Source organism: Corynebacterium sp. (assembly GCF_030826625.1).
GTDB lineage: Bacteria > Actinomycetota > Actinomycetes > Mycobacteriales > Mycobacteriaceae > Corynebacterium.
In genome coordinates this window covers 1-16,997 of sequence record NZ_JAPJNQ010000051.1, presented here as the reverse complement: position 1 = coordinate 16,997, position 16,997 = coordinate 1, and the positions used below count along the sequence as shown (strand labels likewise).

Annotated in this window: 12 protein-coding genes; 8 read left to right on the top strand and 4 right to left on the bottom strand. The window is 54.2% G+C overall.

All coding sequences use genetic code 11. The features are described 5' to 3' along the window. A partial coding sequence (locus RCH87_RS07385; RefSeq protein ID WP_306516072.1) for a thiamine pyrophosphate-binding protein occupies nt 1–891 on the bottom strand: 891 nt, incomplete at its 3' end. Between the two features lie 194 nt (nt 892–1,085). Between RCH87_RS07385 and RCH87_RS07380 the strand changes: the two genes are divergently transcribed. From RCH87_RS07380 to RCH87_RS07360, 5 genes are all read left to right on the top strand, one after another. Further along, nucleotides 1,086–2,222, top strand: coding sequence for a glycerophosphodiester phosphodiesterase family protein (locus RCH87_RS07380; protein ID WP_018121527.1), 1,137 nt, complete (start codon nt 1,086–1,088; stop codon nt 2,220–2,222). 87 nt (nt 2,223–2,309) lie between these two features. Further along, nucleotides 2,310–3,371 carry a trimeric intracellular cation channel family protein gene (locus RCH87_RS07375; protein WP_249617627.1) on the top strand — a complete coding sequence of 354 codons (1,062 nt, stop codon included), beginning with the start codon at nt 2,310–2,312 and terminating at the stop codon, nt 3,369–3,371. 39 nt (nt 3,372–3,410) lie between these two features. After that, nucleotides 3,411–5,036 (top strand): AMP-binding protein, encoded by a 1,626-nt coding sequence (locus RCH87_RS07370; RefSeq protein ID WP_306516071.1) that lies wholly within the window; start codon nt 3,411–3,413, stop codon nt 5,034–5,036. A 24-nt stretch (nt 5,037–5,060) separates the two neighbouring features. Next, complete coding sequence (locus RCH87_RS07365; protein ID WP_306516070.1) at nt 5,061–6,704, top strand: amidohydrolase; 1,644 nt, start codon at nt 5,061–5,063, stop codon at nt 6,702–6,704. A 111-nt stretch (nt 6,705–6,815) separates the two neighbouring features. Beyond that, entirely contained in the window at nt 6,816–7,055 is a 240-nt protein-coding gene (locus tag RCH87_RS07360) for a hypothetical protein (RefSeq protein ID WP_306516069.1), read from the top strand. 354 nt (nt 7,056–7,409) lie between these two features. On the opposite strand, the gene gabT is transcribed toward RCH87_RS07360, so the two are convergent. Further along, entirely contained in the window at nt 7,410–8,735 is a 1,326-nt protein-coding gene (gene gabT, locus RCH87_RS07355) for a 4-aminobutyrate--2-oxoglutarate transaminase (RefSeq protein ID WP_306516073.1), read from the bottom strand. 297 nt (nt 8,736–9,032) lie between these two features. Between gabT and RCH87_RS07350 the strand changes: the two genes are divergently transcribed. Continuing rightward, nucleotides 9,033–10,595, top strand: a complete 1,563-nt coding sequence (locus RCH87_RS07350; protein ID WP_306516068.1) for a type I restriction-modification system subunit M — start codon at nt 9,033–9,035, stop codon at nt 10,593–10,595. Further along, the gene (locus RCH87_RS07345) at nt 10,592–11,779 is read left to right on the top strand and encodes a restriction endonuclease subunit S (RefSeq protein WP_306516067.1); all 1,188 of its coding nucleotides are present in this window, start codon (nt 10,592–10,594) and stop codon (nt 11,777–11,779) included. Before RCH87_RS07350 ends, RCH87_RS07345 begins: the two co-directional genes overlap by 4 nt. Here RCH87_RS07345 and RCH87_RS07340 read toward each other — a convergent pair. Continuing rightward, nucleotides 11,776–12,366, bottom strand: coding sequence for an RloB family protein (locus RCH87_RS07340; protein WP_306516066.1), 591 nt, complete (start codon nt 12,364–12,366; stop codon nt 11,776–11,778). The genes RCH87_RS07345 and RCH87_RS07340 overlap by 4 nt on opposite strands. Before the next feature lie 4 nt (nt 12,367–12,370). Beyond that, nucleotides 12,371–13,768, bottom strand: coding sequence for an ATP/GTP-binding protein (locus RCH87_RS07335; protein WP_306516065.1), 1,398 nt, complete (start codon nt 13,766–13,768; stop codon nt 12,371–12,373). Between the two features lie 187 nt (nt 13,769–13,955). Between RCH87_RS07335 and RCH87_RS07330 the strand changes: the two genes are divergently transcribed. Further along, a partial coding sequence (locus tag RCH87_RS07330) for a type I restriction endonuclease subunit R (protein ID WP_373690947.1) occupies nt 13,956–16,997 on the top strand: 3,042 nt, incomplete at its 3' end.

Sequence of the window (16,997 nt, the reverse complement as noted above, 5' to 3'; positions counted from 1 at the left end):
GATCAGGATGTTTTTCGCATACAGGCTTTGGCGCAGCGTGTAACCGTCGGTAGGCACATCAGTGAGTACCGCGCCGATCTCGACGACGAGGTCGGCTTCTGTCAGCAGCTCGGTGGCCGCATCGTTGCGGCCGTAGCCCAACCAGCCGGCATTCGCGGGCGAGGAAAACGCGATGCGGTCGCTAGCGCGCCAATCGTGCACCACCGGGATCTGCTGTTGCTCGGCGAATTTTTGTACGGCCGCGCTGGTGTCTGCGTTCCAGTGCGCACCGCCGACAAAGATCAGTGGTTTTTCTGCTGCGCGAAGTTCGGTGGCCAGGAAATCTAGGTCAGCGTCGCTGAATGCCCCATGGCTGGCAGGAAGTGGTGGGCAGAGCTCGCCGGTGGATTCTTGATGCAGCACGTCTTCCGGCAGGCCAATAACTACTGGGCCTGGACGGCCTTGGGTGGCTAGGTGGAAGGCTTCGGCAACCACGCGGCTGGCGCGGGAGGCGTCGTCAAGCACATAGACGCGTTTAGCCTGGGTGCCGAACCACGCTTTGATGTCGAATTCCTGGAAAGACTCGCGGTCCCGGTCGCTGGTGGGGACCAGGCCGACGAACAGCACCAGGGGAGTAGCATCTTGCCAGGCGGTGTGGATGCCGACGAATGCATTAGCAGCGCCCGGACCGCGGGTAACCATGGCGACACCCGGCCTGCCGGTGGCTTTGCCGTGGGCTTCGGCCATGTAGCAGGCACCGCCTTCTTGGCGGCACACGATGGTGTCGATGGATGATTCGTACAGACCGTCGAGTACCGGAAGGAAGCTTTCACCTGGCACTTCGAAGATTCGTGGGACGTCGTGGAGTTCAAGACTGCGGGCGATTGCTGTGCCCACATGGCCTACGCTCATGCTGTTACCTCGCGATGTAGCAGGGATACTGTTCAACGATCTTGCTGGTGATCTGAATCATACTAACATTGTGGGCGAAAAACTATGGATCTGTTAACTATTTACAGGAGGAATTCATGATAGATAGCGCACGTATTTTTGGTCCACGCAGGTCGCGCAACTCGCACGCAAGTAGGTGGCGTGGGGCGAGTGGAGTGAAGGTAATCGCAGCACTCGGGGCTAGTGCTCTTGCCCTGGCAGGATGTTCGCAGGCTGATGACGCGGCTGATGCAGCACACAACGCGGCCGATAGCGCCAGCGAGGCAGCAGAAAGTGCCACCGAATCCACCTCGGCTGGTCAGGAAGAAAAGCTGACATTCGACAAACAGCAGGTCGCCGAGCTGGATGTGCAGGCCAACCCGGTTCCAGCAGCGGCGGCGAAATTACCAGACGGGTTTGATCTGCAATCGCACCGTTTTGGTCGGGGTGAATGGATCGAATCTTCCCGTGAGGGCTTGGAAAAGTCCCTAGAAATGGGAGTGACCACCCTGGAATTCGACATCGAGCTGTCTGCCGACGGCGTCCCCGTGGTCTGGCACGATACAGAGATCGATGCCGAGAAATGCCAGGACACCAAGCCTGTCACCGAGGATGATCCGCAGTTCCCGTACGTCGGCAAGCTGCTCCACGATCTGACTTTCGAGCAGATTTCCACGCTGAACTGCAATAAGAACCTGGATGATTTCCCCGATGCGGCCCCGCAGGACGACAACCGGTTGCTGCAGCTTTCTGAGGTCTTCGAGATCGCCGCGGATTACCCGGATGTGCACTTCAATATCGAGACCAAGCTGGAGCCGGAACACCGTGAGCAAACGGCATCGCCACAGGAATTCGTTGATGCGATCATGGATGAGGTAGAGGACGCTGATGTTGCTGATCGCACCATGATTCAGTCCTTCGATTGGGCATCGTTGCCGCTGGTGCGCGAACGTGATGCGGAAATGCCGCTGGTCTTGTTGTGGGACGAAACTACATGGAAATCGAGCTCGGCCTGGATTGGCGATGTTGATTATGATGCCGTCGATGGTGACATCGTGGAAGCCGCAAAACAGCTAGGCGTGCAGGTGCTTTCGCCGGGACATGCGGTTCCTTATGGGCAAACCCCGCGTGACGACGACTACCACCCGGTCGCTACACCAGAGTTAATTTCACAGGCGCACAAGGCGGGCATGGCAGTGGTGCCGTGGACCGTCAATGATGAAGACACCATGCGTGAGCAGATTGCTGCAGGTGTGGACGGCTTCATCACCGATTACCCAAGCATGGGGCAAGCGGTAGTCCGGGAGAAATAAAGTAGTAGTGCTCATAGGGTCGCTACTTCGGCGCATTTGGGTGGACTAATTTCGCGCTCTGCGTAGCGGTGGAGTTCAATATTCCGTATGCCCGAAGTAGATCCGCTCATTGAATCTCTCTACCGCTGGTCCGATGTCAGCGGCGTGTTGCTGATGGGAATCATCGGCGGCACCATCGCGCGAAAAAGCGGTTACGACATCATCGGGTTCTTTTTTATCGCGATGTTCTCCTCGCTGGGCGGCGGTATGGTGCGCGACGTGCTCATTAACCAGGGCACGGTTGCGGCGATGAGTGAGCCGGAGTACCTGTACCTGGCTTTCACTGGCGCACTCATCGCACGCTTCGTCTATTTCAAGGGAAAAACCTGGGATTATATCCAGGCGCATGGCGACGCCGTCGTCTCTGGCCTGTGGGCGGGAACTGGCGCGGTGAAGGCTATTACCTACGGTTTGCCGTTGATTCCGTGCATCATGATGGGCGTTTTTACCGCTACGGGCGGTTCCATGATCCGCGATATTTCCATGGGGCGGGAGCCAGCTGTTTTCGGCAATAATCAGCCCACGGTCATTCCGGCGATTGCCTGTGCCAGCATTGTGCTCATCGGTAATCACTTCGGCATGCTGGCCGTCGGCATGGTCGTCGGCCCGTTAGTTTCTATTTTCCTTGCGCTGCTGGGGATCTGGGCTGGTTGGCGTGTGCCTGCCCACCAGGATTGGGCACCAATTAATGACACCGCGGCGCAGGTGAAAGTGCTGGCTAAGAAGGCTGAGCATAAAAGCCGTGCGGTGGGGCGCAAGCTGGAACCACACCGCGTGCGTTCTTGGCGGCATCGGCAGATGGAAGCAGCGCTGCAGCGTCGTATGGAAAAAGAGGCACGCTCGGGCAAGCGCAAGAAGATGACGGAAGAAGAAGTCAGCGACTTTATGGATTCTTTTGATTCTGATGTGGATCAGCTCAGCGCTAGTACCGATTCTGGCGCAGCTGACGAGACCGATTTTGGCATGGACTTGAGTGGTGATTCTTATGACACCGAAGAGCCGGTATCCACGGAAGAATCGCAGCGGCTGCTTGATGCTATTTTGGCGGATGACAAGCTCACAGATGAACTCATTGAACGTCTGATGAGCCGCTATAATTCCCGCGATTAAAAATAGCTTAGGGTTAAGAAAGCTTAAAACTTAGAAGACATGCCAATTTACAGTGCACAACCAGATCTGGAAATCCCGAATAGCACTGTCTACGACGTGTTGTTTGGCAACCTCGCCGATGAAGTTCGTGACCACATCGCTATCACCGATGATGCGACCGGTTCCACAACCACCTACGCGGAACTCAAAGCGCTTGTCGACGCATTTGCTGGTGCGCTCACGCACCGGGGAATAAAACCGGGAGATGTTATTGGGCTGCACTGCCCGAATAGTCTTGCTTTTGCCGTGGCATTCCACGGAAGTTTGCGCGCCGGGGCGAGCGTAACCACGTTGGGCGCACTGTTGAACACCGCGGATATTGCGCAGCAGCTCAAAGATTCTGCTGCGAGCTACTTGTTCACCACCAGCATGCTGGGGCAAGCCGGCTTTGCCGGAGCCAAAGAGGCTGGAATCGTTGCTCAGAACATTGTGGATCTTACTGATGAGAACACCGGTGTGCAGGCTCTCGTGGCTGCAGGGTACGCCCCGCCGGATCTTGATATTGATCCTGCCACGCATGTGGCTGCGCTGCCTTATTCTTCAGGAACCACGGGGCTTCCGAAGGGCGTGCGTCTTAGCCACCGGAACTTGGTGGCGAATATTGTGCAGATGAGCGCGCGGCTACAGGCTAACGGGGTGCACCGCGATTCTGTGCTTATGTGCGTGCTGCCGTTTTCGCATATATATGGCATGAATGTGTTGTTGAACGTTGGTTTGCGTTTACGTTCGCACATCGTGGCCATGCCGAAGTTTGAATTGGGAAGTTTCTTGGCCGCGCACCAAAAGTATGGGGTGACTTTTACTTTTATCGCTCCGCCGATTGCTGTGGCGTTAGCTAAGCATCCGTTGGTTGCTGATTTTGATATCAGCGCTTTAGAAACTGTGCTCTCCGGGGCGGCCTCCCTGGATGGTGAGTTAGCGCGCGCCGTTGCTGATCGCTTGGGGGTCAACGTTATTCAGGGGTTTGGTATGACCGAAACCAGCCCGGTCACAAACGTCGGTGATATCGGCGTGACCCCATTGGATTCCATCGGGGTGCCGGTAGCTAATACGGAGATCAAGGTGGTAGACGTTAGCTCTGCCGCTTTCGAGGAAATTCCACTGCCAGCGCGTGCCGGGCAGCGTTCGGCCGACGGCGAGTTGTGGGTGCGTGGCCCACAAGTGATGCTGGGGTATCTCAACAATGATGCAGCGACCCACAGGATCATGCTTGACGACGGCTGGCTGCGCACCGGTGATATCGCAAACTTGGATCACCGCGGCAACGTTTACGTGGTTGATCGCTTGAAAGAATTGATCAAGTATAAGGGCTATCAGGTTGCGCCTGCGGAATTGGAGGCGCTGTTGATGACGCATGAGGCCATCGCCGATGCCGCAATAGTCGGGCACCGGCGTGAATCTGATGGGGAAGAGCTGCCGCGCGCGTTCGTGGTGCTGCAGCAGGGGGTTGATGCTGCTGATCCAGCTGTTAGTGCCGAGGCTTTATTAGAATGGGTGGCCCAGCGCGTGACACCATACAAAAAAATCCGCATGATGGAGTTCATTGATGTGATTCCGAAATCAAGCACCGGAAAGATCCTGCGTAAGGAGCTGCGGAACCTCCCTGTGGCTGAGGCTGAACGCTGAGAAGAACTGAAAGGAAACACCATCATGGCTTTGCTCGACACCCTCATTACTAATGCCCGTATCTGGACTGGCGACCGCGAGAATCCGTCGGCAAGCGCAGTCGGCATTGTCGGCGGCCGGTTTTTCATCCTCGATGAGGTCCAGGCCCATCAGCTGGGTGCGCGCCGTCGCTTCGATGCCAACAATGCGTTTATCGCGCCGGGCTTTAACGATGCGCACTGCCACTCGGTGTGGTTTGGCCTGACGCTGGCAGAGATTGACCTGAGTGATTGCCACAGCGCACAGGATGTGTATGACACCTTGGCCCAGGCAGAAAAGGATCGTCCAGACCAGGAGTGGCTGATTGCTTCGAATTTCCGCCCGTCGAAAATGGGTGGGGAAGAGCTGGACATCGCCGAGCTGGACCGAGCCACCAACAACCGCAAACTAGCCATCAAGCACAATTCTGGCCACAGCATGACGGTCAACACCGCGGGCCTGAAAGCAGGCGGCATCAACATTGATGACCCGGAGCAGCCTGAAGGCGGCCAGGTGGTGCTTGACGACGACGGCAACCCGACCGGCCTGCTGGAAGAAAACGCCATGCGCGCAATTAACGATCAGCTCAGCCCGGAATCTGTCGACGAGCTCGCCTACGCGCTGCAGCTGGCACACCGTCGTTATGTAGAAGAAGGCCTGACTTCGGTGACTGATGCCGGAATCGCTGGTGGCTGGATCGGCCACAGCCCGCGCGAAATGGCCGCGTACCAGCAAGCGGCGGCCGCCGGTGACCTGCTGGCCCGTACGCAAGCGATGATCACCAGCGACGTACTCCACCCGCTCGATGGGCACGCTGATGATCCGGAAGGCCACGGCCTGGATGCGGGCATCCGCACGGGGCTTGGCGACGAGCACCTGCAGATCGGGCCGGTGAAGCTGTTTACCGATGGCTCGCTGTTGGGTACCACCGCGGCGATGACAGAAGCCTATTGTGGTTGCTCACACCGCAAGGGCTATTTGCAGGGCGACCCGGAAGATATGCGTGACCAAGCCATCAAGGCTGCTGGAAACGGTTGGTCGCTGGCACTGCACGCGATCGGTGATGCCGCGGTAGATTTGGCACTCGACATCATCGAAGAAGCCACCGAAAAATACGGCGCACCGGAAATGCCGCACCGCATCGAACACGGCGGGGTAGTGCGTACCGACCAGATCGAGCGCCTAGCGAAAAACAACATCGTCGTTGCCCCGCAGCCGCGCTTCATTCCGGAATTCGGCGGCATCATGGCAGAGATGCTCGGCGAAGACCGCACGAAACTGGCCTACCCTGCCAAGCGTTTGCTGGAGGCGGGAATGATCTTGCCGGGAAGCTCGGACCGCCCGGTTGCCGATGGCGAACCACTCAAAGTGATCCAGGCATTCGTGCAGCGGAAAACCGAAAACGGCGAAGAATTCGGCCCAGCAGAAATCATCACGGTCGACGACGCGCTCTATGCCTATACTGCGGGTTCGGCGGCAGCCACCGGTTGGGCTGGCCGCAAAGGGCAGATCGCGCCGGGGCAGTTAGCAGACTTGGTGGTGCTTGCCGACGACCCCCGCGAGGTGGATCCGGACGTAATCAGTGACATCGAGGTTGTGGCGACGATGGTGGGCGGCGAGTTCGTGCACGGTGGTTTACAGGAGGTTTAGCCTGGATTCTCAATCTGGAAAAGGTGAATTGTGAGCTTTTAAAGAAAAAGAGTTACACAAATCACGAAGCAGATGTAGGCTTATCTCTGAAGCATTTATAGGTAGGTGACCATGGATATTGTAGAAGCAAGTGATCCCCGGAAGATGGATTACTTGGCAAAAGTGCTCAAAAATTTAATTTTCAGCGATATCCAAAATGGAGATATTATTTTGCACAATTTTGGTGTGCAGGAATATCAAGGACCATATGAGCAATTTAAGGGTGAGATTTGGCATTATTTTGATCTCCATTCCCCCCATCGGCATGATGGAAAGTTAGTGCGTCAATGGTATGACTTCCCCTCCATTTGATGGAAGTCATGACAAAGATCATGAAACAGAGGTTCTGCTGGAGGCATTGGCCATTTTTGAAAGTTTTCTCACCTCTACCCCGGAAAAATCACCTAACATGGAATATCTGGAAACCTGAAACGTCAGCTCCGGGATCGGGTTTTCGTGCAGCCGCGACTTTCGTAAATGCCCGTTTTGATGGAGTCGAGAATTGCTAGTTTTCACAAGCTAGAAATCTCAATGCAGATTGAAATCTCCCTTAGCTCTGTATGGAGTTGAGGGAGATTTTCCTGGGATTTTTGTTTACTACTGGAAATCTAGCACTTAATGCCACAAAACATTGATTTTATTAGCGTCAGCCTGCTCTGAGTATTGCTAAACCAACTGTTTGAAGTGGTGCACGATGGTTTGTAAGCCTTCACGCAACAAAGCCTCCGGGATTACTAGCGACGGCAAGAAGCGAATCACATTGCCGTTCTGCCCGCAGCTCAGCGCCAGCACGCCCTCGGACTGAACCGCTTGCACGATGGCACCGGTCAGTTCTTTGTCCGGGTTGCCCTCGGCGTCAACGAACTCAACTGCCACCATGGCCCCGCGCCCACGTAATTCGGCTACGCGTGGGTGCTTGGTGATCTCGGCGAGTTCCTCGCGAACGATCTTGCCAATTTCCGTGGCACGCTCGCCGAGTTTTTCTGCTTCCATTTCTTCCAACGTCGCAAGTGCAGCGGCACACGCGACCGGGTTTCCACCATAGGTGCCACCGATACCGCCTGGTTGCGGCGCGTTCATGATCTCCGCACGCCCGGTGACCGCAGAAATCGGCATGCCGTTGCCAATGCCTTTCGCCATCGTGATCAGGTCTGGCACGATGCCTTCGTGTTCGCTGGCGAACCACGTGCCCGTGCGCATGATGCCAGCCTGGATTTCATCGGCGATAAACACCACGTCATTGGCCCGGCACCAGTCGACGATGCGCGGCAAGAATCCATCGGCAGGCACGATGAAGCCACCTTCGCCTTGAATCGGCTCGATGACTAGGCATGCTAAATTCTCGGCGCCGACGCTCTCCAATTCTGTGATCGCACGCTCGGCAGCTTCGGCGCCAGACAAACCATCGCGCAGTGGGTAGGACATCGGCACGCGGTGCACATCACCAGCGAACGGCCCAAACCCGGCCTTATACGGGTTTTCTTTCGCGGTCATGGCCATGGTCAAGTTGGTGCGACCGTGGAAGGCGTAGTCAAACACGGCGACACCATTCTTTTTGGTGTAGTGGCGCGCAATCTTCACCGCGTTTTCCACGGCTTCGGCACCGCTGTTCATCAAAACGGTGCGTTTATCGTGGTCACCTGGGCTAAGTTCGTTCAGTTTTTCTGCCAATGCAACATAAGACTCATACGGCGAGATCATAAACGCGGTGTGAGTGAACCGAGCCGCGGCGTCCTGGACGGCCTTGACGACGCGTGGGTTGGAGGCTCCGGCGGAGGTCACCGCGATTCCGGAAGCCAAGTCGCAGAACTGGTTGCCGTCGGCGTCGACAAGAATTCCTCCGTCGCCGTCCACGACGAAACCAGGCAGCACGGCGCTCACCGAAGTCGGTAGGGCAGCATTACGGCGTTCCAGAAGCTTTGCGCTATTCGGGCCGGGGAGTTCGGTGTTAATGGAGATTTTCTGTTCGATGCGGTAGGTGAGGTCTTTCATCGTGATCACATCCTGTTCTGCGAATTGGGTGGCGTATGAAGTGCTGTCCACTACATTATCTGTAGTTTCTGTCACAAAATCTAGAGTTTCGGTCACAAAATCTAGGTCCGTGGTGGCGAATTTTTAGCTTTCAATTCTCTACAGTGCATAACCATGGCGGATTTGACGTTGCCGGGCGCGATCATCATGCTGGTGAAACAGGCCTCCCCGTCGCGCCACCCCCAAATCTTGCCACGCTAAACCTAGACTGGTGCAGACGATTCACCGCATGATCAGCATAGAAATGACGAGGGCACCGTGGCGAAGAATTCTGAGCGCGCAGAGCTGCATAAAACTATTTGGCGCATCGCAAATGATTTGCGGGGCAGTGTCGACGGCTGGGATTTCAAGTCTTATGTTCTCGGGATGCTTTTCTACCGCTTCATCTCGGAGAACTTACGTGATCACATTAACCGCGAGGAACGCGCAGCGGGTGATGAGAGCTTTGACTATGCTCAGCTGGCGGATGAGGAAGCGGAGTTCGGCCGCGAGATAACCGTCAAAGAGCGCGGCTTTTTCATCCTTCCTTCGCAGCTGTTCCATAACGTGCGTGACCGGGCGCATAACGACGAGAACCTCAACGAAACCCTGGAGAAGGTGTTCAAGGGGATTGAGGGTTCTGCGATTGGCACCGACAGTGAGGAAGACATCAAGGGGCTTTTCGACGACGTCGACGTCAACAGCGCCAAGCTTGGCGGCACGGTGGCTAAGCGTAATGAGAAGCTGGCGAAGTTGCTCTATGCTATCGGTGATTTGCCGCTCAACCAGGGCTTCACTGAGAACACGATCGATCTTTTCGGTGACGCCTATGAATATCTCATGCAGATGTATGCTTCCCAGGCAGGTAAATCGGGCGGCGAATATTACACCCCGCAGGAGGTTTCGGAGCTGCTGGCCCGCATCACTGTGCAGGGCAAGCAACGTGTGAGTCGGGTGTATGACCCAGCGGTCGGCTCTGGCTCATTGCTGTTGAAGTTTCGCAAGGTGTTGGGTGAGGGCGGTGTGACCGATGGCTACTATGGCCAAGAGATTAACTTGACGACGTTCAACCTCGCCCGCATCAACATGTTCTTGCATGGTGTAAGCTATGACAAATTCCACTTGGCGCTCGGCGATACTTTGGTGGAACCGCAGCACTGGAGCGATGAGCCTTTTGAAGCGATTGTTTCCAACCCGCCTTATTCCATTAAATGGGAAGGCGATAATAATCCGGTTCTGATTAATGATCCGCGTTATTCTCCGGCTGGTGTGCTGGCGCCGAAGTCGAAGGCTGATCTTGCCTTCACCATGCATATTCTTAGTTGGCTTGCGGAAAACGGTACCGCAGCCATCGTTGAATTCCCCGGTGTGCTGTACCGCGGGGGAGCGGAGCAGAAGATCCGGAAGTACCTCGTAGACAACAACTATGTCGATACTGTGATTCAGTTGCCGCCGGATTTGTTCTTCGGGACGACGATCGGTACGTGCATCATTGTGCTGAAGAAATCGAAGACCACGAACGATGTTCTTTTCATTGATGCTTCCAAGCAGTTTGAGCGCGTCGGCAATAAGAATAAGCTCACCGAGCAAAGCCAGAACACGATCCTGGAAACGATCGCCAATCGTGAAGAATCTGATCACTATGCCTACCGCGTAGAAAACGACAAGCTTGCAGAAAACGACTATAATCTTTCGGTTTCGTCCTACGTTGAGCCTGAAGATACTCGCGAGATCATTGACATCAAAGAGCTCAATGCTGAGATTGAAAGTATTGTTATGCGTCAATCTCAGCTTCGCGACGCCATCGACGAGATCGTTAAGGACTTGGAGGATGACCAGTGAGCCGCGTAGATGAACTGATTAAAAAGCTCTGCCCGAATGGGGTGCCTTTTGTTGTCTTAGAAAAACTATTCCATATTAAAGGGGGATATACCCCGTCTAAATCGAATCCAAAAAATTGGGAGACTTCAGAAATACCTTGGTTTCGGATGGAAGATATCCGAGAGAATGGTCCTATATTGGATAAGGCTTTATCGGGTGTGTCTCCCGTTGCAGTCAACAACGGGCAGTTATTTCCAGCCGATTCGCTTATTGTTGCAACATCGGCAACCATCGGTGAACATGCATTGATACGAGTCCCGTACCTTTGCAATCAGAGGTTTGTTTCTTTACAGGTAAAAGAAGAATTCCAAGATCTAGTCGATATAAAGTTTTTGCATTATTATGCATATGTTCTTGATGAGTGGTGCTTGAATAATACAACGCGTAGTAGTTTTGCGTCAGTCCGAATGAAGGAATTCAAGAGGTTTAAATTTCCCATCCCACCTCTAGAAATTCAGCAGGAAATCGTTAGAATCTTAGATAACTTCACTCAGCTGGAGGCGGAGCTGGAGGCGGAGCTGGAGGCGGAGCTGGAGGCTCGGCGGAAGCAGTATTCTTTCTATAAAAATGCCTTGTTTTCGTTCGGTGATGATGTTAAATTCCACGAGCTTGGTGATATTTGTGAGTCGATAACGGCTGGAGGCGATCGCCCGAAACGGTATTGCAAAGGGCAAACTGAACCAACAGATGAATTTCCTTATCCAATTTACTCGAATGGCACGGGTAACACTGCACTTTATGGCTATACCGATCAGTTCAAAATCTCTGAGCCTGCAGTCACGATTTCAGCTAGGGGAACAATAGGTGCGCATAGCGTGCGGTCCGCTTGCTTTACACCAATTGTTCGATTGCTTGTACTAATTCCCGATTCTAAATTGATTGATTTAAAGTTTTTAAATTATGTCTTAGATGTGACAGAAATTGGTTACTCTGGCGGAAGTATTCCGCAATTGACAGTTCCTAAGGTGAAGAGGCTTAGAATCCCACTTCCTCCGCTCGAAGAACAGCGGCGAATCGTTGCGATCCTCGACAAATTCGATGCTTTGGTTAATGACATCAGCACCGGTTTGCCTGCAGAAATTGCCGCACGCCGGAAGCAATACGAGTATTACCGGGATAAATTGCTGAGTTTTGAGCCGGTCTAACCCACGTCGCCGCGAAGCAGATCGATGAGCCAGGGAATACCACTCGAAGGGTTGCCTCCGGCAGCCCCGTTTCCCGGGTAATGCTTACTGCTTTTGGCGCGGGCATGGGCTTGCTCGAAATTTTCAAAGGGAAAGTTTCGGTGCAGGTCCTTATCGTTTTGTGGAGAGACCAAATTGTGCTTGCGCACCTTTTGGCGCAAAGCCCGTGCCGTAATTGCTGCGTTTTGATCTTGCGCATGGAGCAATAGCCACAGCTCAAATTGAGGATTGGTGACCACCGCAGCCACATTCTTGTGCTTGGAAACTTCGCGAAGTACTTCGGGAAGCGTTGGGTGGTCGTCGTGATCTAATACCAAGCAGGCAAAATCGAAATCACCACGATCCATCCTATTGCGACATTCATCCCACACTCTGCGAGGCTCCCCACCTGCAGCTACTACCTTGATGCTGGGGGAAGTAGACCTTGGCAGCCTTGAGTGTATTTGCTTGAAATACTCCTCTTCTGATTTCCCCGGGCTTCCCTCGACAACTACTAAGATTCTCTTTCGCTGTTGACGCGGTTTCCTCTTGTGGTTTCGTCGTGGCATAGATTTATACCAGTGCTCCAGTGCCCTCGTGGGTGCCGTGCAACGCGATTTTCGATATCAACTCGGGAATCACCCTTGGGGTGGCTCCGTACCTATCCTCCAGGAACTGCTTTGCTATATTCGTGCCTCCCCGGATATCAGGGAAATCTCTCAAGCTGTACAGCTCGCTTGCACCATCTATTTCTTTCTCGGTAAACCAGATTTGCCCAGGCTGAAGATTAAGTTCTGCTTGCGGCATGAGCAGGGAAATATCATGTGTAGAGAAAATTAGCTGTGCATGGTGGGGATTCAGCTCCGGTGTTTGGAAAACCCGGACAATTTCCGCGGCGAGCTTTGGATGCAGGCTTGAACTCAATTCATCAACGCACAACACAGTTCCGTTCCGTAGTACCTCCACCATAGGAATCGCTAATGCTAGCCACGCAAGTGTTCCGGAAGACTGGTCATTGATTCCGAACTTTGGCTGTGGGGCGTCGGAATGAATAGTTTTATGGGTAAACTGCAGTGACCTTTGAATAAGCTCGTGCGTTTCTTTCTCACTATGTTCGCGCTTGGGAATCTCCGCGGATGCAGCATGCTCGGGAGCGTCGCTTTCGAGTGCGTGCATGATTGTACGCAGGCGTTCCACAATGAAATCCGGTAGCTCTTGGATATCTACGTCAATTTTTTCGATGCCGAAATCACTTACTTGCGCAAGCGCACTGAAATCATCGAGATGGATATTTCCTTTATCCAATTCTTCGGTGATCCGGTGCAAGCGCAAGTTACGTTCGTCATCATCGACGCCTATGATGAGCAAACCATCCCTAATCTTTTGTGCAATAACCCCGAGTTGTCCGCGGCCAGTCATGCCAGCACGGGATAAGGCTAACTCTCGGTGTGTGACTTCGAACTTGCCGCCCAAACCTGCAGCAAGTTTTAACTTCACGCCGTCCTCTGATTGTTTTCGGGAAAGAAGAGTAGTTGCGCGTGAGGATCGGTATACCTGAAGAAGTTCATGCCTAAAACCCTGTGGTGTCACATCGAACTCATAATGGAACCGTGTTTCGCCGGGCGTAGGGTTCGCCTGACTATAGTCTGCGTCGAGGGTGAAGTCGATGGAATACGTGCTCGGTTGTTCACGAGCCTCGCCCAGTAGGAATGGTTCGTGGGGGACGTTTGCGCGATTCAGCCATTCGCCAGAAGATGCACTGAGCGCAGACCGCAGATATTTCACAGCGTCGATGACAGTCGTTTTGCCTGAAGCGTTTGCACCGTAGATGGCAATTACTGGAAAAACGTTTTCGGCCCAGCTATCACGAGAGTCCGGAATATTCGAGGTGAAATGCGGGCGTGTCAGTTCCAGATGGAATTCGTCGCGAAAACTCCGGTGGTTCTCCACGACGAGATTCAGCAGCTTCATGTCTGTCACTGTATCCCAAAACCGGATATACGTAAAAAAATTCCGATAAAGACATTTCAAGAACTATTCGGTGTGATTCTTCTGTGCCTGCTAGCATCAAAACAGCAGCGCGACACAGTACACAGCACCTGCATGAAGTAGGCCACGGCGTCGGCAAGCAATGGCAAGCAAAGATCGGAAGGCTCAGATGATCGACAACCCCGCACGCAATTACGATCCCGTTGCGGTATCGGAAGAATCGACCGTCGTTGCAGAATACATCGCGGAACCAGCTGAGGAAACCGCCTACCAATCCGAGGCAGAACTCGAACGCGAATTCATCAGCATTTTGCGCTCCCAAGCCTACGAGCAACTGCCGATCCACACCGAAGACCAACTGCTGGCCAACCTGCGCACCCAGCTCGAGCGACTCAACAACGTGCAGTTCAGCGATGCAGAATGGACCCGGTTTTTCGATAACCACGTCGCCGGTGCCAACGATGGCATCAAAGAAAAGACCATTCGCATCCAAGAAGACCACATCCAACCCTTGATGCGTGACGACGGCAGCACCAAAAATATCCGCCTGTTGGACAAGAAAAACATCCACAACAACCACCTGCAGGTGATCAACCAATACGAGGTCGACAAAACCGAAGGCGGTGCCGCCTACTCCAACCGCTACGACGTCACCATCCTGGTCAACGGCCTGCCCCTCGTACACGTCGAGCTGAAACGCCGCGGTGTGGATATCCGCGAAGCCTTCAACCAGATCGACCGCTACCAGCGCCACAGCTTCTGGGCCGAACGCGGGCTGTTTCAATACGTGCAACTATTCGTCATTAGCAACGGCACACTGACGAAGTATTACTCCAACACCACCCGCGCGCAGCACGTAGAAAACTCCACCCGAGGCGGGAAAACCAAAACCTCGAACAGCTACGAATTCACCTCCTGGTGGGCCGATGCCAACAACAAACCAATCGAAGAACTCCCAGCCTTTGCCCGCACGTTCTTCGCCAAACGCACCCTGCTGAACATCCTGACGAAGTTCTGCGTGCTCACCTCCGACCACCTATTGCTGGTCATGCGCCCGTATCAGATTGTGGCCACAGAGCGCATCCTGCAAAAGATCACCATCGCCACGAACTACAAAAAGCTCGGCACCATCGACGCCGGTGGCTACGTGTGGCACACCACCGGATCCGGCAAAACCCTAACTTCGTTCAAGACGGCACAGCTGGCATCGCGGATGGATAGCGTCGACAAGGTCCTATTCGTCGTGGACCGCAAAGACCTCGACTACCAAACCATGCGCGAATACGATCGCTTCGAAAAAGGTGCAGCCAACTCCAATACCTCGACGAAGGTGCTGAAACAACAGCTCGAAGACCCCACCGCGCGCATCATCATTACGACGATCCAGAAACTCTCGACGTTCCTGAAACGCGAGAAAAACCACGACGTCACTAACCAACACGTCGTGATCATTTTCGACGAATGCCACCGCTCCCAATTTGGGGATATGCACACGCTCATCACGCGTTCATTCAAACGCTACAACCTCTTCGGTTTTACCGGCACGCCCATCTTCGCCGTGAATAGCACCGGCGGCGGAAACCCCAATCTGCGCACCACCGAACAAGCCTTTGGCGAAAAGCTCCACACTTACACCATCGTGGATGCCATCAGCGACAAAAACGTGCTGCCGTTTCGCGTGGACTACATCAACACCATGCGCGCTAGCCATGCCAGCGAATCTGATGCTGCCAACGGTTCTGGCGGCACAGGCTCTGCCGTCAACGGTTCTGGCGGCACAGGCTCTGGTGATGTGGAAGTCAGCGCGATTGATAGGGAAGCAGCGCTGCTGGCCCCACAACGCATCACCGGGGTGGTCTCCTATATTCGGACGCATTACGACCAGAAAACACTGCGCGCCACCAGCTACGAACACTCCGTGGTCACCAACGTTGCGCAGGCCTCCCGCGGACGCAAAGCCGAAGAAACCGTGAAAGCCGCGCGCCGGGTAAAAGGCTTCAACGCGCTGTTTGCAGTCTCCTCGATCACCGCCGCGAAACTCTACTACCAAGAATTCGCACGTCAGCAAGAAGGACTACCCAGTGACAAACGCTTGCGCGTGGGCATGATCTATTCCTACGGCGTCAACGAAGCCACCGCCGACGGCAGCCTGGATGAAGAAGGCTTCGATGCCGAGCGCTTGAGCGGCGATTCGCGGGAATTCCTCGACGCGGTCATCGCCGATTACAACAACATGTTCGGAACCAGCTACGACACCTCGGCGGATAGCTTCCAAAACTATTACAAAGACTTGTCCATGCGGCTGAAGAACAAAGAGCTCGACCTGGTGATCGTCGTGAACATGTTCCTCACTGGCTTCGATGCCACCACGATGAACACGCTATTTGTCGACAAGAATCTTCGGGCCCACGGGTTGATCCAGGCGTATTCACGCACCAACCGCATTTTGAATTCCGCCAAAGCCTACGGCAACGTCGTGTGCTTCCGTGACCTGGAAGAAGAAACGAACAAGGCGCTGGAGTTATTCGGCAACAAAGACGCGCGCAGCATCGTCACGCTGAAACCATTCGCGGAATATTATGACGAGTACGCCGAGAAAGTCACCGAACTGCTGGATACCTACCCGCTGGGCGAGCGGATCGTCGGCGAACAGGCACAAAAGGAGTTCATTGCCCTGTTCGGCGCTATCCTGCGGCTGCAGAACATCCTGACGGCGTTCGATAATTTTGCCGGCAACGAAATCTTAAACGAACGGGAAGCCCAGGACTACCGCAGCCGCTACCTGGACTTATACAACGATTTCCGCAGAAACGAACAGACGGAAAAAGAAAATATCAACGATGACGTTGTCTTTGAGATAGAACTGGTCAAACAAGTCGGCATCACCGTTGACTATATCTTGCTGCTGGTCGAAAAATACCGGGAGTCACACGGAGACGGCGAAGGCAACGAAGATGCCGAAATTCGCGCACAAATTACCCGTGCGGTAGATTCCAGCCCGCAGCTGCGGAACAAGAAAGACTTGGTAGAAGAATTCGTCGATTCCGTTACCGTAACGACCGCCGTTGATGAGGCCTGGCCAGCATACGTGCGCCGCAAAATGGCGGAAGAGTTGAGCCGCATTATCGAAGGCGAAAAATTAAAAGCAGACGCCACCTGGGACGTGGTACCAGCTGCTTTCGGCAGCGGAGCGACCTATATGGGCGGGGCG

Bases quoted from the DNA above. Each gene is read 5' to 3' on its own strand.
- RCH87_RS07375 (WP_249617627.1), top strand. From the start codon at position 2,310: ATGCCCGAAGTAGATCCGCTCATTGAATCTCTCTACCGCTGGTCCGAT.
- RCH87_RS07370 (WP_306516071.1), top strand. From the start codon at position 3,411: ATGCCAATTTACAGTGCACAACCAGATCTGGAAATCCCGAATAGCACT.
- RCH87_RS07365 (WP_306516070.1), top strand. From the start codon at position 5,061: ATGGCTTTGCTCGACACCCTCATTACTAATGCCCGTATCTGGACTGGC.
- RCH87_RS07360 (WP_306516069.1), top strand. From the start codon at position 6,816: ATGGATATTGTAGAAGCAAGTGATCCCCGGAAGATGGATTACTTGGCA.
- gabT (WP_306516073.1), bottom strand. From the start codon at position 8,735: ATGAAAGACCTCACCTACCGCATCGAACAGAAAATCTCCATTAACACC.
- RCH87_RS07340 (WP_306516066.1), bottom strand. From the start codon at position 12,366: ATGCCACGACGAAACCACAAGAGGAAACCGCGTCAACAGCGAAAGAGA.
- RCH87_RS07335 (WP_306516065.1), bottom strand. From the start codon at position 13,768: ATGAAGCTGCTGAATCTCGTCGTGGAGAACCACCGGAGTTTTCGCGAC.